General features: G+C 64.0%; 18 protein-coding genes. 5 read left to right on the top strand and 13 right to left on the bottom strand.

Features of this window, described 5'->3' with window-relative positions:
- Positions 1-19 precede the first annotated feature (19 nt).
- From ACFIQF_RS03805 to ACFIQF_RS03795, 3 genes are all read left to right on the top strand, one after another.
- Positions 20-517 carry a cyanophycin metabolism-associated DUF1854 family protein gene (locus tag ACFIQF_RS03805; RefSeq protein ID WP_393940216.1) on the top strand — a complete coding sequence of 166 codons (498 nt, stop codon included), beginning with the start codon at positions 20-22 and terminating at the stop codon, positions 515-517.
- Positions 518-656: 139 nt separating this feature from the next.
- Positions 657-1,076, top strand: a complete 420-nt coding sequence (locus ACFIQF_RS03800) for a hypothetical protein (protein WP_393940213.1) — start codon at positions 657-659, stop codon at positions 1,074-1,076.
- A 133-nt stretch (positions 1,077-1,209) separates the two neighbouring features.
- Entirely contained in the window at positions 1,210-3,321 is a 2,112-nt protein-coding gene (locus ACFIQF_RS03795) for a TonB-dependent receptor domain-containing protein (protein WP_393940210.1), read from the top strand.
- A gap of 305 nt (positions 3,322-3,626) precedes the next feature.
- Here ACFIQF_RS03795 and ACFIQF_RS03790 read toward each other — a convergent pair whose 3' ends face one another.
- On the bottom strand, positions 3,627-4,526 hold the full coding sequence (locus ACFIQF_RS03790) for a 5'-nucleotidase (RefSeq protein WP_393940207.1): 900 nt from the start codon (positions 4,524-4,526) through the stop codon (positions 3,627-3,629).
- 46 nt (positions 4,527-4,572) lie between these two features.
- Complete coding sequence (locus tag ACFIQF_RS03785; RefSeq protein WP_393940205.1) at positions 4,573-5,295, bottom strand: FadR/GntR family transcriptional regulator; 723 nt, start codon at positions 5,293-5,295, stop codon at positions 4,573-4,575.
- A gap of 212 nt (positions 5,296-5,507) precedes the next feature.
- On the opposite strand from ACFIQF_RS03785, the gene uxuA reads away from it, so the two are divergent.
- Complete coding sequence (gene uxuA, locus ACFIQF_RS03780; protein WP_393940203.1) at positions 5,508-6,572, top strand: mannonate dehydratase; 1,065 nt, start codon at positions 5,508-5,510, stop codon at positions 6,570-6,572.
- 23 nt (positions 6,573-6,595) lie between these two features.
- Entirely contained in the window at positions 6,596-7,606 is a 1,011-nt protein-coding gene (locus tag ACFIQF_RS03775; protein ID WP_393940201.1) for a Bug family tripartite tricarboxylate transporter substrate binding protein, read from the top strand.
- A gap of 263 nt (positions 7,607-7,869) precedes the next feature.
- Here ACFIQF_RS03775 and gspF read toward each other — a convergent pair whose 3' ends face one another.
- The 11 genes from gspF to ACFIQF_RS03720 form a co-directional block, all read right to left on the bottom strand.
- Positions 7,870-9,087 (bottom strand): type II secretion system inner membrane protein GspF, encoded by a 1,218-nt coding sequence (gene gspF / locus ACFIQF_RS03770; RefSeq protein ID WP_393940198.1) that lies wholly within the window; start codon positions 9,085-9,087, stop codon positions 7,870-7,872.
- Positions 9,088-9,200: 113 nt separating this feature from the next.
- Entirely contained in the window at positions 9,201-9,785 is a 585-nt protein-coding gene (locus tag ACFIQF_RS03765) for a glutathione S-transferase family protein (protein ID WP_393940681.1), read from the bottom strand.
- Positions 9,786-9,948: 163 nt separating this feature from the next.
- A complete protein-coding gene (locus ACFIQF_RS03760) occupies positions 9,949-10,638 on the bottom strand; it encodes a helix-turn-helix transcriptional regulator (protein ID WP_393940195.1) in 690 nt (229 codons plus the stop codon).
- 16 nt (positions 10,639-10,654) lie between these two features.
- Positions 10,655-11,233, bottom strand: coding sequence for a hypothetical protein (locus ACFIQF_RS03755; RefSeq protein ID WP_393940192.1), 579 nt, complete (start codon positions 11,231-11,233; stop codon positions 10,655-10,657).
- A 97-nt stretch (positions 11,234-11,330) separates the two neighbouring features.
- Positions 11,331-11,627 carry a hypothetical protein gene (locus tag ACFIQF_RS03750; RefSeq protein ID WP_393940190.1) on the bottom strand — a complete coding sequence of 99 codons (297 nt, stop codon included), beginning with the start codon at positions 11,625-11,627 and terminating at the stop codon, positions 11,331-11,333.
- A gap of 137 nt (positions 11,628-11,764) precedes the next feature.
- Entirely contained in the window at positions 11,765-12,778 is a 1,014-nt protein-coding gene (locus ACFIQF_RS03745; RefSeq protein WP_393940187.1) for an LLM class flavin-dependent oxidoreductase, read from the bottom strand.
- A 65-nt stretch (positions 12,779-12,843) separates the two neighbouring features.
- A complete protein-coding gene (locus ACFIQF_RS03740) occupies positions 12,844-14,031 on the bottom strand; it encodes an acetyl-CoA C-acyltransferase family protein (protein ID WP_393940185.1) in 1,188 nt (395 codons plus the stop codon).
- Between the two features lie 30 nt (positions 14,032-14,061).
- Positions 14,062-14,844, bottom strand: a complete 783-nt coding sequence (locus tag ACFIQF_RS03735) for an enoyl-CoA hydratase/isomerase family protein (RefSeq protein ID WP_393940182.1) — start codon at positions 14,842-14,844, stop codon at positions 14,062-14,064.
- A gap of 72 nt (positions 14,845-14,916) precedes the next feature.
- On the bottom strand, positions 14,917-16,734 hold the full coding sequence (locus ACFIQF_RS03730; RefSeq protein WP_393940179.1) for an AMP-dependent synthetase/ligase: 1,818 nt from the start codon (positions 16,732-16,734) through the stop codon (positions 14,917-14,919).
- Positions 16,731-17,552, bottom strand: a complete 822-nt coding sequence (locus tag ACFIQF_RS03725) for an ABC transporter ATP-binding protein (RefSeq protein ID WP_393940176.1) — start codon at positions 17,550-17,552, stop codon at positions 16,731-16,733. Before ACFIQF_RS03725 ends, ACFIQF_RS03730 begins: the two co-directional genes overlap by 4 nt.
- Positions 17,553-17,695: 143 nt before the next feature.
- Entirely contained in the window at positions 17,696-18,883 is a 1,188-nt protein-coding gene (locus ACFIQF_RS03720; RefSeq protein ID WP_393940174.1) for an ABC transporter substrate-binding protein, read from the bottom strand.
- Positions 18,884-18,920 lie beyond the last annotated feature (37 nt).

The raw sequence follows: 18,920 nt of genomic DNA, 5'->3' as shown, positions 1-18,920 counted from the left end.
CGCAACTGAAAGCCCAACCATGAATTTGCCCAACTCCCCGGCTGCAGTGGATTTCTCGCAACCTCTGCCGCTGTCGCGCAACTCCTTTGGCCGCCTGGTACTGCAAAAGGACGGCAGCGGCCATGTCGTCAACCCGGTGCGCGCCTTCCCGCTGAGCGCACCGCTGCAAGGCGTATCGCTGATTGGCGAAGACGGCAAGGAAGCGCTGTGGATCAGCGACCTGAACGCGGTCGATGCCGCCGCCCGCCGCCTGCTCGACGAAGACCTGGCCGCACGCGAGTTCCAGCCGCTGATCGAGCGCATCGTCAGCGTCTCCACCTTCTCCGTGCCCAGCGTCTGGTCGCTGGAAACCGACCGTGGCGCCGTGAACATGACGCTGAAAGCCGAAGAAGACATTCGCAAGCTCAACGGCCGGCAAAACCTGTTGATCACCTCGGCCGACGGCGTGCACTACAAGCTGCCCGACACCACCAAGCTCGACAAAGCCTCGCGCAAGCTGCTGGAGCGTTTTCTCTAAGCGCTGCTGCAAAACCGCTCTCACCGCAATCCAAGGCCTGCACTGCAGGCCTTGTTCGTTTCTGCCAGCGGTGGCGAGGCGGCCCGAGATTTTGGGTAATAATGCAACGCTGTTGCGTTATTCTTGTTGCGCTTTGCCCATGCAAATTTTGACTCGCTTGTGGTTCACCGTGGTTCGCAAGAGCCAGGGCGGCTTGCGCGCGGGCGTGGCGCGTTGGCTGCTGGTGCTGTGCGCTTTGCAGGCGGCCATGGCCTTGCTGGGGCAAATGCACCAGATTGCGCACGCGCCGGTGCCGCTGGCAGTGCTGGCCAGCACTGCCGCCACCAACAGCGACAACGACATCGAAAAAGCCGCCTCCAACGACAGCTGGTACGGTGCCCATACGGCTGGCGACTGCCAGCTGTTTCAGCATCACGCCCTGGGCTGGGGCGGGATTTTGCTCTGCAGCGTTTTGCTGGCTTGCAGCTACGCGCCGTTGCGCAATGCACGGCTGGGCTCCGTGCTGCTGCGGCAAAGCCCGGCGCTGTTTTTTGCCCGCGGCCCACCGGCCACCCTGTAGCACTTTCTTCGAGCGTTGCTGCTGCTTGCTGAGCAAGCGCTGGCAACGTATTGCATGGTTTCGATGAAAGCTGCACGCACGGCCTCGCCTGGCTCTTGGGGTACGGCGGCGCGTGCGCAGCTGCAGGGTATTTATGTCTCTCCACTTTTCCTTTTCCGGCGCACAGCAGCGCCAGGCGCTGGCCGCTGCAGTGGCTGCGGCGCTGTCTCTTCTCTCGGCTTCGGGCGTGCGCGCCCAGGCTCCGGCTAACACCGCAACCGAGGCGGAAACTGAGCAGGAATCCAACGAGCCCACCTTGGGCCAGGTCACGGTGCAAGCCGATGGTCTGGCGCGCACCATAGACGCGCTGAGCCAGCCCGTCACCGTGCTCGAAGGCGATGCTTTGCTGCAGCAGCGCAGCGCCACCTTGGGCGAAACCTTGGCCCGGCAACCGGGCATCCAGTCCAGCCACTTTGGCGCGGGCGCGAGCCGGCCCATCATCCGTGGCATGGATGGCGCGCGCGTCAAAGTGCTCAGCGACGGCGCGGTGATCCAGGACGCCTCCACCATCAGCCCCGACCACGCGGTGGTGAGCGAGCCCATGCTGGCGCAGCAGATCGAGGTGCTGCGCGGCCCTTCGGCGCTGATCTATGGCGCGGGCGCCATCGGCGGTGTGGTGAACGTGCTGGACAACAAAATTCCCACCCGCGTGCCCGACAAAGGCTACGAAGGCCAGGTCGAGCTGCGAGCCGGATCGGGGGCACGCGAGAGCGCGGGCGCTGTCTCGCTCACCGGCGGCTCCGGCCCCTTTGCCCTGCATGTGGAAGGCGTGGCGCGCAACGCTGGCGATTACGGCGTGGGTAGCGGCTGGGGTTTGGGCGACAAAGTGGAGGGCAGCCGTGCGCGCAATGGCGGCGGCAGCGTGGGCCTGTCGTGGATTGGCGAGCAAGGCTATGTTGGCCTGGCTTACACGCGCAACCAGGCGCGCTATGGCTTGCCCGGCCACAGCCACAGCTACGAAGGCTGCCATCTGCACGGCTTGCACTTGCATTGCGGCGGCCACGACGATCACGAGGGCCACGACCACGGCGATGAACACGATGAGCACGGCGTGCCCGTGGTGGCCATGCGCAGCGAGCGCTACGACCTGCGTTCGGAATGGCGGCAACCGATGGCCGGTGTGGATGCCATCCGCGTGCGCGGCGGCGTCACCCGCTACAGCCACGACGAGATCGAGGGCGAAGCAGTCTCCACCACCTTCAAAAACCGCGCCCACGATTTGCGCGTAGATGTGCTGCACACGCCCATAGCTGGTTGGAGCGGCGTGCTGGGCGCAGAGAGCTCGCAGCGCCGCTTCAGCGCCGTGGGCGAAGAAGCCTATGTGCAACCCACGCGCACGCAAAGCCAGGGCCTGTTCTTGCTGGAGGAAAAGCGCTTTGGCAACTTTGGCGTGGAAGCCGCAGCGCGCCACGATTGGCAAAGCGTGTACGCGCACGACGATGCGCTGGTGCGCAAGCACCGTGGCAACTCGCTCTCGCTGGGCGGCAGCTGGCGTTTTGCGTCCGGTTATCGCTTGAGTGCGCACGTCACTTCGGCTGCTCGTTTGCCTAGCGCCGAGGAGTTGTACGCGCGCGGCCTGCACATGGCCACGGCAACCTACGAGCTGGGCAATGCCGATCTGCGCAAGGAGAGATCACGCAATATTGACATCGGCCTGGCGCGCACCGCGGGCGACACGACCTTCTCCGTCAACCTGTACCGCAACCGTATCAGCAACTACATTTACGGCCGCACTTTGGACGAGCACGATGGCTTGCAGCTGCTGCAATACGCGCAGCAAGATGCGACGTTTACCGGCTTGGAAGGGCAGGTGGAGCAGCGCATCAACGCTACCTGGACGGCGGGCATCAGCGGCGATCTGGTGCACGCCAAACTGAACGACGGCAGCAAGGTGCCGCGCCTGGCACCGGCCCGCATCGGCTTGCGTTTGGCAGGCCGCTGGGAGCATTGGCGCACCGAGGCGAGCTGGCAACTGGTCAAGCGCCAGAACCGGGTGGCCGAGTACGAAAGCGCCACCCCGGGTTACGGCATGCTGAACTGGCGCCTGAGCTACCACCAGCGCGCCAGCGACGGCACACCTTGGCAGATCTATTTGAAGGTGGACAACCTGACGAACCAGCTCGCCTTCGCGCACACCTCGTTCATCAAAGACGCGGCGCCCTTGCGCGGCCGGGCGGTGACGCTGGGCGTGGTGAAACAGTTCTGACAGCTCTCAGAACGTGTTTACGATCTCCTCGCGCCGCGACAGCGGCTTTGCGAGACAACGGGCTTCTTGCAAATTCTGCCTGTGCACTGCTCACGGGCCTCTCTTACAGCCGTGCTTGTGCATCGCAAAGCCACTGTCCACAAGGGTTGCACCGAAATCGGCCGATTTCACAGCGCTGCGCCTTGAATGCACATGGGTGCATTCTGCGACCCATCACAGCGAACTCGGACTCGATTGCGGCACAACGCGACTGCGTAGAGATCGTAAACACGTTCTGAAGGCTGCCTGCGCAGGCGCTTGCCGGGTCAGCTGTTGGCAATACCGCTGCTCACATGGCCGGCCGGCACATGTTGGGCAGCGCTGTTGACGTGGCCGGTCTGGTCGTCAAAGAAAAAGTCGGGCTCGAACTCGCGCAGAAATTCGCCCTTGGCGAGGCCGCCCAAAAACATGGCTTCGTCCACGCCGATGTTCCAATCCATCAAGGTGCGGATGGCGCGCTCGTGCGCGGGTGCGCTGCGTGCGGTGACCAGCGCGGTGCGGATGCGCATCTGGCTTTGCGTGTCTTTCTGCAGGCGGTGCAGCGCGGCGAGCAGCGGCTTGAAGGGGCCGTCGGGCAGCGGGTGCGTGGCGTTCTCGGTTTCGTGGCGCTGGAAAGCATCCAGCCCTTCGTTTTGGTAAACGCGCTCGGCCTCGTCGGAGAAAAGCACGGCATCGCCGTCGAAAGCAATGCGCACCTCGTGCGGATTGCTGTCTTGCGCTTGTACCGATTCTGTCAGCACGCGCGCAGCCGGAAAACCCAGCTGCAGCGCTTGCTGCACATCGACCGCATTGGCCGACAAAAACAGGTGCGCGCCTAGCGGCTTCAAATAGCTGAACGGGTTGCGCCCTTGCGTGAACACGCCACGCTGAATGGAATCGAGCCCATGCGCCTTGCATGAGCGAAACACGCGCATGCCGCTGACCGGGTCGTTGCGCGAGAGCAGTACCACTTCCACTTTCTGTTCGCTATCTGTGTTGAAGGCCAGCAGCTTGCGCACCAGCGAAAAAGCTACGCCCGGAGGTGCCGGCACTTCGAGCCGCTGCAGTTGCAGATCGACATAGGCACGGTCGTTGCCCTGCTCGAAGATGCGGTTCTCTTCTTCAAAATCAAAAAGCGCACGCGAGGAGATCGCGACCACCAGTTTGTCGTTGAGCGTGACGGGCATGGAGTGTCCTTGAAGATGGCCTATTGTGCGCGAGGCCTGCAGCGCCTCAGCGCCAGGCCTGGCTGAATTCCTGGATGACACGCCCCAGGTGTTGCTGCATGGCTGCACGGGCGCCATCGCTGTCCCGCTCCGAGATGGCGGCAAAGATGGCCTGGTGGTCTTGCAGGCTGGTCTCGCGCAGAGCTTGCGAATGGAAGTGCTGCTCGATCTTGTCCCAGCGTGGGTCGCTGCGGGCGTTGTCCCACATGGCTTGCACCATGTGCTGCAACACGCGGTTGCCAGCGGCCTCGGCAATCGCCAGGTGGAACTGGCGGTCGGCCTCGTCATACGGGCCTTTGTCGGCCAGGTGGCTGCGCATGGCGGCCAGCGCTTCAAACAGACGGTCCAAGTCGCCGTCGCGGCGTTCGCGGGCGGCGAGGCCGGCGATTTCTGATTCGATCAGCGCGCGGGCGCGCAAGGTCTCGATCGGGCCGGGGCCAGCCGGAATCTCAAACCCGTGAGCCGCCTGCTGGCCCGGTGCCAGCACATAAATGCCCGAGCCCACTTTGACCTCGACCAGGCCCTGCACTTCGAGCGCAATGATGGCTTCGCGCACGGCGGTGCGGCTGACGCCGAACATGTCGGCCAGCGTGCGCTCGGACGGCAGGCGCGCATCGGCAGCGCCGTCACCGTGGCTCAGCTCGATGATTTTGCGGGCCAGATCCTGGTAGGAGCGCTCGCTGGTGGCGCGCGACGGGTCGTCCGCAGGCGCGGCGGGCTTGGAGGGCATAGGGCTTCACTCGGGCAAGAAACGGAGGCCGGTGGCCACAAGTGGTCGACCAGCACTGGGACTCTAGTCTATCCCGTACACAGTGCACTCAGAGTCAAGTTCGGTGCATTCTGGTAAACCACTATCTAAAATGGTCTATCCATTTTATATTATTGGTCTAACCAGATTGTGGCCAGGTTGTGGTGCCTGCGGGCGCAGAGAAAGGTGGGTTCATGAAAATGTCGTTTCGCTGGTTCGGTCGCACCGATCCGGTTCCGTTGGCGTTCATTCGGCAGATACCGGGCATGACGCATATCGTCTCGGCCGTGTACGACGAGCCGGTGGGGGAGGTCTGGCCGGTGGCCAAGATCGTCGAGCTGCAGCAGCAGATTGAGGCGGCAGGCCTGGCCTTTGAAGTGGTGGAATCGGTGCCGGTGCACGAGGACATCAAGCTGGGCAAGCCCAGCCGTGACCGCCTGATTGCCAATTACCAGCAGACCTTGCGCAACTTGGCCAGCGTGGGTGTGAAGGTGGTCTGCTACAACTTCATGCCGGTGTTCGACTGGACGCGCACCGAGCTGGCCAAGCAGCTCGACGACGGCTCCACCTGCCTGGCCTTCGACACGCAAAAAGTGGCCGCCATCGATGCCGAACAAGGCATTTCGCTGCCCGGCTGGGACAGCAGCTACCGCCGCGAAGAGCTGCAGGCCTTGCTGCAGGATTACCGCAGCGTGGATGCCGAGCGCTTGTGGCAGCACCTGGAGTATTTTTTGCAAGCGGTGATCCCGGTGGCCGAGGAATGCGGCATCAAGATGGCCATCCACCCGGACGACCCGCCGCGCCCGATTTTTGGCCTGCCGCGCATTGTCAAAGACCGCGACGATCTGGCCCGCATTCTGGACGCGGTGGACAGCCCGGCCAATGGCCTGACGCTGTGCTCGGGCTCGCTGGGCGCGGGGCCGCAAAACAATGTCGAGGCGCTGGTGCGCGAGTTCGGTGGTCGGGGGCGCATCCATTTTGCGCATATCCGCAACGTCAAGGTCTCGGCGGATGGCGATTTTGAAGAAACCGCCCACCTCTCGTCCTGCGGTTCACTCGATGTGGCAGCGATTGTCAAGGCCTATCACGATGTGGGTTTTGACGGATATGTGCGCCCCGACCATGGCCGCATGATCTGGGGCGAGACCGGCAAACCTGGCTACGGGCTCTACGACCGGGCTCTGGGCGCGGTCTACATCAACGGTTTGTGGGAGGCGGTAGGCAAGTTCGCCGAGCCGGCCACTACCAGCAGCAGCTGATTTCAACCCAAGGAGACACGAGAATGCAGAACAAAACCATTGCATCGATGGGACGCCGCCAGCTGACGCTGGGTCTGGCGGCCATGGGCCTGGCCAGCCTGGCAGGCCCGGCCATGGCGCAGGCCGCCTGGCCCAGCAAGCCGGTGACCTTGCTGGTGGGTTTTCCGCCCGGCGGGCAAACCGACTTTGCCGCGCGCGTGATCAGCAACAGCCTGGCCGCCTCGCTGGGCCAGGGCGTGGTGATCGAGAACAAGGCTGGCGTGAACGGCAACCTGGGCTCGGTGGACATCATGCGCAGCGCGCCCGATGGCTACCGCCTGCTGGTCGGTAATGGCTCGATGACGGTCACGCCCCACGTCTTCCCGACGATTGGCATCGTGGACCCGACCAAGTTCGTGCCCATCGGCATCTTGCTGCAATCGCCGCTGGTGCTGGTGGTGCCCACTTCGTCGCCGGTCAAGAACTTCGAGCAGTTTGTGGCCATGGTCAAAGAGCGCGCCAAATCGGGCAAGACGGTGGACTACGCCACGCCCGGCGCCGGCTCGCTGGTGCACGTGACCACCGAGCTGATGCGCGAGCGCATCGGCAGCCCGGCGATGAACCAGGTGCCCTACAAAGGCAGCGGCCCGGCCGTGATCGACCTGATGGCCGGCCGCGTGGAGGCCATGTTCGATGCGACTTCGGTGTTCGATCCCTACATCAAATCCGGCAAAGTGCGCCCGATTCTGGTGACCAGCAGCACGCGCGCCGCTTCGCTGCCCGATGTGCCCACGCCTGCCGAAGTGGGCTTGAAGGATTTTGAGATCATCTCCTTCATCGGCATGTACGGCCCGCCGGGCACGCCGGCCGAGGTGGTCAAGAAGATGAACGCCAGCATCAACGCCGTGCTCAAGGAGCCGGCTGTGATCAAGAGCTTCCAGGAGCGCGGCGATCAGCCGGGCGGTGGCACGCCAGAGCAGCTCAATGCGATGACGCGCGCGCAGTACAAGCTGTGGGGCGAAGTGGTCAAAGCGAACAAAATCACCGCTGAATAGGCGGTACTCAATGGTTCACCAGGGATTTCCGCAGGAGCGCTAGTGCAGTGTCAAAGCGTGCTGCAGCGCTTGTGTCGGGAGTTTTCGTTTGGGGATGGCGATATGAACCCGTATGCTTTGTTGCTGGGCCTTGCCGTACACATGTACTGTCTGCGCCCCAGACGCCTAGCCTACGGGTCCATCTCACCATTGTGGTGAGTGATTCCAGCGCCCGCTCCACTGCGGAGTCATGCTGCTCGAATACCGAGGGATGGCTTGCAGCGCTACCTGACAAACTGGTTGAGCTGAATGATCGGCATCAGCACCGCCATGACGATGATGCCGACGACGATGCCCATGCCGACGATGAGCAGCGGCTCCAAGATCGTGGCCAGGCGCATGGAGCGGCGTTTGACTTCGCCAGCCAGCTGGTTGGCCACGCGCTGGAGCATTTGCGGCAGCTCGCCGGTCTGCTCGCCCAGGCGCGCAAACATCGACAGCAGCGCCGGGTAGCGCTTTTTCTGCGCCAGGGCCGATGCGAGCGGCGCGCCTTCGCGCACCATGTCGAGCGCGTCCAAAGCGTCTTGGCGCATGGCCTGGTTGCTCACGGTTTCGGCGGCGGCTTGCAGGGCTTTCAAAATGGGCACGCCGGCATTGCTGAGCATGGCCAGGGTGGAGGCAAAACGCGCAGCGTTGTAGTTGCGCGAGAGCTTGCCGATCACAGGCAGTTGCAGCCAGCCCGCGTCAAAGCGGCGGCGGAAATCTGCCTGGCGCAGCGACAGGCGCAGCATCACCATGCCCACCACAGCCACTGCTGCAGCCAGCCACCACCAGTGGCGGATGAGCGCGCTGAAACCCAGCATCACGCGGGTGAGCAGCGGCAGCGCATGCTTGGTGCCGGCAAACACCTCGGCCACCTGTGGCACCACGTAGCTCATCAGCACCATCACCACCACAAAGGCAAAGCAGGTGACGATGGCCGGGTAGAGCGCGGCGCCGATCAGGCTGTTTTTGAGCTGCTCGCGCTCTTCCAGATCGTCGGCCAGGCGTTCGAGCACGCGGTCGAGGTGGCCGCTGTGTTCGCCCGCATCGATGACGGCGCGGTAGATGTGCGAAAAATCCTTGGGGTAGAGCGCCAGCGCCTTGGCGAAGGTGGAGCCGCCATTGACCTCGGCGCGCAGACTGGCCACCATTTGGCGCTGTGGCTCGTTGTCGATTTCTTCCATCAGCGCGGTCAGTGCGCGCTCCAGCGGCAGGCCGGAGCTGATGAGCCCGGCGAGCTGGCGCGTCCACACCGCGAGCCCGGCGGTGTTGAAGACGGTGCGGCGGCTGCGCGCTGCGCCCGGCTTGCTGTCGTCGCCATCGGCCACCGGCTCTACCGCCAGCGGCACCATGGCCTGGGCGCGCAACTGGTTGCGCGCGGCCTTGGCGCTGTCGGCCTCGATCATGCCCTTGCGGGTCTGGCCCTGGGCGTCTAGAACTTCGTAGGAAAAAGCAGGCATTGGCGGCTGGTTGGAACAAGGTGGCGCAGCGGCCACCGCCGGCTATTGTGCCTGATCCTGGTGGCATGGCTGTGGCAGCGCCGCCAGCAGCCCGATCACCAGCAGCCCGCGCTTCAGGCGCCTGCGCTGGCGTGGCTTTCTTCCATCGGGCCGTCCAGCGTGTCGCCGCGCTGCGAGGCCGGGCGCTGCAGCAGCGGCAGGGCATAGGCTTCAAATGCTGGCAACTTGGGCATGGTGCCGCTCATCATGCTCCAGCCGATATAGCTGGCCAGGTAGAGGTCGGCGGCCGTGAAGTGGTTGCCGCAGACATAGCGTTTGCCGCTGACGGCCAGCTCCAGCGTGCGCACCACATCGTCAAAACGGCCAAAACCAGCGGTCAGCGCTTGCTGGGTGGTTTGCTGCGCGAGCCAGCCTTCTTCTTTGGCGGTAGAGACCGCTTCTACCGGACCGGCGACAAAGAACAGCCAGCGGTAGTAGCTGCCACGCTCGGGGCTGCCCACGGGCGGTGCCAAACGCTTTTCGGGATACAGATCGGCCAGGTAAGCCAGGATGGCAGCCGTTTCGGTGATGACGGTCTCGCCGTGTTGCAGCGCTGGCACCTTGCCCATGGGGTTGATGGCCAGATAGGCGGGCGCTTTCATCGTGGTGCCGAATTCGAGCTGCTCGGTGTCGTACTGGGCGCCGCATTCTTCGAGCATCCAGCGCACGATGCGGGCGCGTGATTGCGGGTGGAAGAAAAAGCGCAGCGGCGATGGGCTGGAAGCAGATACGGATGCGTTCACGGTGTTCTCCTGTTAGTCATGGCGAAAAGGCCATGCAGGCACTGTAGAAAGCCGGGGTGACAGTTTTTGTCAGCAGTGTTCAGTCCAGCGAATAGCCGGTCTCGGCCAGCCAACGGGTGATGAGTTGCTGGCGCGTGTCGGGGTAGCGCAGGCCCAGGTCTTGCAGGTCTTGTACGCGGTCGGCGCGGAAATGGCGAAAGCCCTGGCGCAGCTCGCACCAGGCCGAGAGCACACGCGCCCGCTCGAAGTAGGCCATGGCAAATGGCCAGACAGTGCGCTGCGTCAACTGGCCGTGCTGGTCTTCGTAGTGCAGCACCACTTTGTGCTCGGCGCGGATGGCGCGGCGCAAAGCGGCCTGCCAGGTTTCTGGCTGCGGCGGGCCTTCGTGCGAAGGCACCAGCAGGCCGCTGGTATCGACCGCAATGCGCAGCTCCAGCGGCAAGGCGGTACAGATGCGCTCCATCGCGGCCTGGGCAGCGCTGGCCAGCTGCGGGTCGGCCTGGCGGCTGGCCCATTGCGCGCCCAGCAGCAGGGCTTCCAGCTCGTCGGCGTTGAACATCAGCGGTGGCAGCAAAAAGCCCGGCCGCATCTCGAAGCCGAGGCCGGGGTCGCCCAGAATGTCGGCACCTTGGCCGCGCAAGGTGGCAATGTCGCGGTAGAGCGTGCGCAGGCTGATGCCCAGGTCTTGGGCGAGCTGCGGGCCCGTTTGCGGCTGGCGCGCGCGGCGCAGCGTGTCGAGCAATTGCAGCAGTCGGGCGGAGCGGCTCATGGCGGAATGCCGCGGCTCAGCTTTGCGGCGGCGTGCGGTTGCCCCAGTCGGTGTAGAAAACGCCGTCCGTGCCTTTGCGGATATAGGCGTAGGCCGGGCCGCTGTGCGTGTCGCCATGGGCTTGGGCCTTGTCGGGGATGCGCCAGTAATACACCGTGCCATCGGGCTCGGGGAAGCTGCCCATGTACTGCAGGTCTTGCGCCTGCACGGCATTGGCGTCTTTGAGCGATTGGCCCAGCTCCATGCGCACATAGCGCGGCATGCTGCGCTCTTGCTCATCGCTCAAACCGGTTTGGCCCAGCCAGGGGGCTTCTTCGCGCACCAGGGCTTCTGCCTGCAGTTGCTCTTGCTTGGTGCGGTACTCACGCCGGAACTCGGGCGTTTGCATGTGCTTGGCCAGCTCCGGGTCTTCGTTGCGTGCCGCCTGGGCCGGCGCAGCGCTGAGCGGTTTTTCCGCTGGCGCTGCTGCAGAAGGCGCTGGCTCGGGTGCCTGGCTTTGCGCGGGCGGGTCTTCTGGCGGCTGCTGGATGCAGGCCGCCAGCAGCGCGGCAGTGGCCAGCGCTGCGCTCAAGGGGAGTCGGTGAAGGGCAGACATGGCGCAAGCATAGCCTGCCTGCGCCAAGCCAAACTGTGCTTTAGGTGAAAAGCTGTGCGAATTCCGGGCCCTGCCATGCCGCCATGGGGGCACTGGCTCAGACCGGGCAGGCCATGTCGGTATGGATGCCCTGCAGCTCGGCCTTGCTGCGTGCGCGCAGTTCGCGCTCGAACTGGATGATCTTGGCGTTGGGCGTGCTGCGGCACAGCAGCATCATCACCTTGGCCGGGTTGAGGCGCAGCACCTCGTTGACGGCCGGCGTGGCCAGCTCAGATTTCAGCTCGCCCACCTGGTAGGAGTTGGGCGCAATCCGCACCTCCACCGTATGGGTAGCCGCGCAGCCCAGCAGGGCGCAAGCCGCAGCTGTCGTCAGCGCAGCGCTGGCAATTCGCATCTTGACCTCCGGGTTGGTGGAAAAGGTCTTTATAACTGCCTTCAGCCGTTGCTGTACAGGCCCGGACGGGCGAATTGAAACAGCCCGTAGTTCCAACGGGCTGCATGGGTGGCGCGAATCCGCGTGGTCGCCGGCGCTTATTGGCCCCGCAAACCCATGGCATGCGCGGCGATTTCGAGCGAGCGCAGGCGCAGGTCGCCGTCGTAGATGTCGCTGACCAGCATCAGCTCGTCGGCGCCGGTGGAGTCGGCCAGCTGTTGCATGCGCTGCTGCACGCGCTCGGGGCCGCCGATGGAGGCGACGGCGAGGAAGCCTTCAATCGCTTGTTGCTCGGCCTCGTTCAGGCTGTCCATGAAGCCTTCGACCGGGCGGGGCAGCAGGCCGCGCTGGCCGGTGAGGATGCCGAGCACGCGCTGGTAGGTGCTGCTGGCCAGGTATTGCGCTTCGGCATCGCTGGGCGCGGCGATCACTGGTGCGCCGACGATGACGTAGGGCTTGCTCAGCACGGCGGAGGGCTTGAACAGATCGCGGTAAATCTGCACGGCCTGGTGCAGCATGCGCGGCGCGAAGTGCGAGGCAAAGGCATAAGGCAGGCCCAGATGCGCGGCCAGCTGGGCCGAGAACAGACTGCTGCCCAGCAGCCAGATGGGCACATTGGTGCCGGCGCCGGGTGTGGCCACCAGTTTTTGGCCAGGTTGTGCGGGTGCCAGCAGGCGCTGCAGCTCCATCACGTCGCGCGGAAAATCTTCTTCGGTCTCGACGCGGTCGCGGCGCAGCGCACGCATGGTCATGCCATCGGTGCCGGGCGCGCGGCCCAGACCCAGGTCGATACGGCCGGGGTAGAGCTCGGCTAGGGTGCCGAAGGCTTCGGCCACCACCAGCGGCGCGTGGTTGGGCAGCATGATGCCGCCCGAGCCGACACGGATATTTTGCGTGGCGCCGGCAATATGGCCTATCAGCACAGCCGTGGACGAGCTGGCAATGCCGGGCATGTTGTGGTGCTCGGCCAGCCAGTAGCGCGTAAAGCCCAGCGCTTCCACATGCTGCGCGGTGCGCACTGCCAGTTGCAAAGCCTGGGCAACCGTGCCGCCTTCGCGCACGGCTACCAGGTCCAACATCGAGAGGGCGGGTTTTTTGCTTGTCTCAGTCATGCAGCAGATTCTTGCCTAGGCAAATATCCTTTGCAGACTGTGGGCATCCGGCCGCTTGACCGGCGTCAAACGCGCTCGAAAATCGCCGCAATGCCTTGGCCGCCGCCAATGCACATGGTCACCAGCGCGTAGCGGCCGCCCGTGCGGTGCAGTTCGTAAATGGCCTTGGTGGTGATGATGGCGCCGGTCGCGCCTACCGGGTGGCCCAGCGAGATGCCCGAGCCGTTGGGGTTGACCTTGGCCGGGTCCATGCCCAGCTCCTGGATCACCGCGCAGGCTTGCGCGGCAAAGGCCTCGTTGGCCTCGATCACGTCAATATCAGCCAGGCGCAAGCCGGTGCGTTGCAGCACCTTTTGCGTGGCTGGCACCGGGCCGATGCCCATGTAGGCCGGCTCCACGCCCGCATGCGCCCAGCCCACCAGGCGGGCCAGCGGTTTGACGCCCAGTGCTGCCACGCGGTCACCCGCCACCAAGGTAATGGCGGCTGCGCCATCGTTGATACCCGAGGCATTGCCTGCGGTGACAGTGCCGCCTTCTTTTTTGAAGGCGGGCTTCATTGCGGCCAGCACTTCGGCGGTGGTGTTGCCGCGTACATGTTCGTCGGTGGCGAAAACGGTGGTGCCTTTGCGCGTTTCGATATGCACGGGCACGATCTGTTCGTTGAAGCGGCCTGCCGCAATGGCAGCGGCAGCGCGCTGCTGGCTAGTGGCGGCCAGTTCGTCTTGCATGGCGCGGCTGATGCGGTAGCGCTCGGCCACGTTTTCGGCGGTGATGCCCATGTGCATTTTCTGCCAGGGATCGTGCAGGATGCCGAGCATGTAGTCGATGCTTTTGGCATCGCCCATGCGCTGGCCCCAGCGGGCGGCCTGGTCGAAGTAAGGGCCACGGCTCATGGCTTCGGAGCCGCCGGCCACGGCCACATCGCAGTCGCCATAGCCAATGGCCTGCGCGGCCGAGACGATGGCTTGCAGGCCCGAGCCGCAGAGGCGGTTGACGTTCATCGCCGGGGTTTCGATGGGGCAGCCTGCGTCGATGGCGGCCACGCGCGCCAGATAGGCGTCTTTGGTGTCGGTGGGGATGACGTTGCCCATAACCACATGGCCTACCGCATCGGGCGCAATGCCGGCGCGCTCGATCGCGGCTTTGGTGACGATGGTGGCCAACTGGCTGTTGGGCACGTCTTTGAGGCTGCCGCCAAAGGTGCCGATGGCCGTGCGGGCGCAGCTGGTGACAAAGATTTCGCGGTGCGACATGGGGTTCTCCAAAAGATGGGTAGAGCGGGTTCAGCGGCCAACAAACTGCGGCTGGCGTTTGGCGAAAAAGGCGTCAATGCCTTCGCGCAGATCCTGGGTTTGCGCGCAGTGCAAAAAGGCCGAGCCTTCGGCGAGCAGTTGCGCCGACAGATCGCGGTCAAAGCTGCTGCGCATCAGGCGCCGCATTTGCGCATAGGCTTGGGTGGGGCCATTGGCCAGGCGCTGGGCCAACGCAGCGGTGGCGGCGGGCAGTTCTGCCGCCGGCAAGACCTGGTTGACGAGGCCCAGGCGCAGTGCTTCGTCAGCATCAAAATTGTTGCCGAGCATGGCTATTTCCAAAGCGCGGCGCATGCCTACTTGGCGCGGCAAAGCCCACGATGCACCAATGTCGCAGCTGGCGCCGATGTTGATGTACGCCAGGTTCATGCGCGTGCCTTGCGCGGCCAGAACAAAGTCGCACAACATCATGAGCGACAAGCCGGCACCGGCCACCGCACCATGCACTTGCGCCACGATGGGCGCGTGCAACTGGTTCATCAAGGTGGCGGCCTCGATCAGCGGGCCGAGCAAATCCTTGGCGCCTTGCGTGGGGTTGGCTTGCAGCGTAGCCAGGTCGCCGCCCGCCACAAAGGCTTTGCCCGCGCCTTTGAGCACCAGGGCGCGCAGGCTTTTGTCGGCGCTCAGCTCGCGCATGGCCGCCACAAAGGCCTGGGCCAGTGCGGCGTCGAGCGCATTGAAAGCCTCGGGCCGGTTGAACTGCAGCGTGGCGATGGCGCCTTCGCGCTCCAGCAGCAAAGGGGATGTGTTGGACATGTTGGTTCTCCCATGGGTAGCCGCTGGCGCGGCTCAGCGCTGCGCCAGCTGCAGGCTTTTCAAACGGCAAACCTATTGGTAGAGCGCCTCGATCTCTTGCGCATAGGTTTTGTAGATGCTGGCGCGGCGCACCTTCATGGTGGCGGTGACTTCGCCGTCGTCGTGGTCTAGCTCTTTGCTGAGCAGGTGGAATTTGCGAATCTGCGAGACCTGCGCCAGGCGGCTGTTGCCCTGGCTGATTTCGGCGTCGATCAGGCTGCGCACCTGCGGCGTCTCGACCAGCGAGCGAAAATGCGTGAAAGGTATGCGCTGCGCCTCAGCCCACTTGCCAACGGTGTCGTAATCGATCTGCACCAGCGCGCCCACGAACTTGCGGCCTTCGGCCACGATGATGCATTCCTTGATGTAGGGGCTGCCCTTCATCGTGTTCTCGATCTCGGACGGTGTCAGGTTCTTGCCGCCGGCGGTGATCATGATGTCTTTGAGCCGGTCGACGATCTTGAGCTGGCCTTGCACTTCGCGCACCACATCGCCGGTGTGCAACCAGCCGTTCTGGATGGTTTGCGCCGTGGCTTCGGCGTTTTTGTAGTAGCCGGCGAAGACCATGTCGCCTTGGATCTGCAGCTCGCCATTGCCGTCTTCGTCGGTATGGCCCAGGCGGTATTGCACGCCTTGCGTTACCGGGCCAACGGTGCCGACCACCACGTGGTCGAGCTTGTGGCCGGTGATCATGCCGGTAGATTCGGTCAGGCCGTAGACCTCGACCAGGGGCACGCCCAGCACGCGGAAATAGCGCACCACATCGGGCGGTATGGGCGCGGCGCCGGTGAGTGCCACGTGCACTTCGCGCAGGCCGATAAAGTTTTGCAGAGCGCGGAACACCAGCCAGTAACTGGCCGCAAAGCGCAGCTTGTCGCCCAGCGTCCAGCTGGCACGCGGCTTTTCGGCCAGCGGTGCGCAAGCGGCATAGGCTTTGTCGTAGAGCTTGCGGCGCAGGCTGCCGGTTTCCATCATCTTGATGGTGATGGCGGCATGCAGTTTTTCCCAGATGCGCGGCACGCCCAAAAACATGCTGGGCGCTACCTCGCGCAGGTCTTCCTGCACGGTGCGGATCGATTCGCCAAAGTTCACCTGCGAGCCCAGGTAGATGGGGCAGAAGGTGGTGAGCATCTGCTCGGCCACGTGGCACAGCGGCAGGTAAGACAAATGCGTGGTGGCCGCGTTCAGCTCCAGCCGCTCGATGATGCCGGGCGCCACGCCGCGCATATTGCGCCACGAGATCATCGCGCCCTTGGGCTTGCCGGTGGAGCCCGAGGTGTAGATCATCAGCCCGATGTCGTCCAGCGTCTGCGCGGTCAGCGCCTGCTCAATGAGCTGCTGCTGGCGGTTGGCGGCGCCGAGTTTTTCCACCTCGGCAAAGCTGGTGATCAGGGCGCGCACCTCGGGCGCAAAGCTGCGCAGGCCCTTGGTTTCCATGACGATGATCTTGCGCAGGCGCGGCAGCTGCGCGCGTGCTTCGAGCACCTTGTCGGTTTGCTCCTGGTCTTCGCAGACCATGATTTCGATGTCGGCATGCTCGACCACATAGGCCACCTCGGCCGTCGGGCTGGTGGGGTAGACGCCCACGGTGATGGCGCCGATGAGCCCGGCGCCCATCTGTGCCAGCACCCATTCAATGCGGTTCTCGGCAATCACGCCCACATGGCCGCGGCTGGTCAAACCCAGTGCTGCCAGGCCCAGGCCGAAGTGGCAGGCGCGCTCGTGGTATTGCGCCCAGGTGATGGGCTTCCAGATGCCGAAATCTTTTTGCCGTATGGCCACCCGCGTGGCATCGGTGTGCGCGCGGGCGCGCAGCATCTGCGGCAGGGTGAGTTCAGGAAGTGTGCTCATGACAACCAGCGCTTGCGACGCTTGTAATGCTTGATCTCTTTGAAGCTTTTGGCCTCACCGCCGCCGCCCATGCCGAGGTAGAACTCGCGCACATCCGGGTCGTTGGCCAGGCGCGTGGCGCTGCCGTCGATCACGATCTTGCCGTTCTCCATGATGTAGCCGCTGTGCGCCACGGCCAGGGCCACGGTGGCGTTCTGCTCGACCAGCAGCATGCTGGTGCCGCGCTCGGCGTTGATGCGGGCGATGATGCCGAAGATGTCTTCGGTGAGTTTGGGGCTGAGGCCGAGCGAGGGCTCGTCCAGCAAGATCAGCTCGGGCTGCGCGATCAGGGCGCGGCCAATGGCGAGCATCTGCTGCTCGCCGCCGGAGAGGTAGCCGGCCAGGCCTTTGCGGCGCTCGTGCAGGCGCGGAAAGTAGTTGTAGACCAGGTCGAAATCGGGCTTGCTGGCATTGCTGCGGCCGGTGAGTGCGTAGGTGGAGGCGACCAGGTTTTCTTCGACCGTCAGGTCTTCAAATACGCGCCGCCCTTCCATCACATGCGACAGGCCCTGGCGCACCAGTTGCTGGGGCGCGGCACCGGCCGTGTCTTGGCCGTTGAAGCGCACGCTGCCCGATTCCAGCTCGCCGTTCTCCAGCGCCAAGAGGCCGGACACGGCTTTGAGCGTGGTGCTTTTGCCCGCGCCATTGCTGCCGAGCAGGGCCACGATCTGGCCGCGCGGCACGGCCAGCGACAGGCCGCGCAAGGCTTGCACGACCTTGTTGTAGATGACCTCGATGTTGTTCACCTCAAGGACGTTCGATGTGGCGTTTTGATTCATGTTCACGGTTCATCTAAAGCACTGCTGAAGCCCATTGCGAAGCCACGAGTACGCAAGACAATTCCCTCACCGCTGCCCTCTCCCGCAAGCGGGGGAGGGTGAAAGAAAGCCATCGCCCAAGGTGCAACGGCTCAACGGGCTGATCACAGTTTTATCCAGTCAGAGGCGGCCACCATCTTCTGCGTCTTCATGTCGGCCTGGTAGACGCGGCCCACCGGGATGGAGTTGCCGCTGATGGTGATGGGCACGCCGATCAGGCCGCCGGTGTCGAAGTCCTTGAGGCTGTTGAGCGCAGCTTTCAGGTTGGGTCCGCTCAAGGGCTTGCCGGCATCGAGGCAGCGCTTGGCCGATTCCAAAAAGAGCATGGCGGCCAGAAAGCCCTGGATGTAGGCGGTGCTCTGGTAGTCGCTGCGCATGCTGCGGATTTTCTCCAGCATGGGCGCTTTCTCGGTGTCGTAGTAGTAGCGGAACGGCATCACGCCCATGAAGCCGTCGGCAGCCTCGCCCATCTTCATGACGGTGGAGCTGTCCATGGTCCAGAACGTGCCCATCCATTTGCTCTTCATGCCTTGCTGCTTGCCCTGGTTGATGAACTCGGGGATGGGCGCGAGGATGTAGCCGTGGAAGATGGTGTAGTCGGGCGCAGCGCGGCGCAGCTTGATGACTTCGGTCGACACATCCACGCTGCCAGCTGGCGTCATGATCTTGATGGGCACCGACAGGCCCAGCTGCTTGGCAGCGGCCTCGCTTTTCTCGATGGGATCGCGGCCGAACTCGGAATCGGAGTAGACGAAGGCCACCTTGGCACCGGGCTTTTCTTTGGCAATGTGCTTGAGCAGAATGCCGAACATCTCGGTGTAATCCGGGCCCACCAGAAACTGGTTGGGGAATTTCTTCGGGTCGTTCAGCTCGGAGGCGAAGGAGGCGCCGGCCATCAGGATCTGGCCGTTGCGATCGAGCTCGGGGTTGATGGTTTTGGCAAAGCCGGTGCTGTCGCCGTAGTAGAGGTTGATCTTGTTCTGGCTGGTGAGCTTTTTGAAGGTGGCCACCGAGACGTCAACCTTGTAGCCCGTGTCCTCGGGCACATACTTGACCTTGCGGCCTTTGATGCCGCCCGCGTCGTTGATGATCTTGACGTAATCCTGCATGCCGGCGTTGATGCCCACGCCGGCAAAGGCGAACACGCCGGTCATCGGGATGGAGCCGCCGATGACGATTTCTTCATTGCTTTGCGCCAGCACGCTGAACGGTTGCGTCAGCGCAGCGGCGCCAGCGGCGGCCGCGCCCAGCATGAGCTTGCGGCGTTGGGGCGAAATGTTTTGAGCTTTCATGCTTGTCTCCTTGGGTCTTGTTGCAGTGGGAAAAGGT

The sequence above is a fragment of the Comamonas trifloxystrobinivorans genome, assembly GCF_043359985.1.
Lineage (GTDB): Bacteria > Pseudomonadota > Gammaproteobacteria > Burkholderiales > Burkholderiaceae_C > Comamonas > Comamonas trifloxystrobinivorans.
The sequence above is the reverse complement of the archived record's forward strand: the minus strand, read 5'-3'. Positions and strand labels throughout refer to the sequence as shown.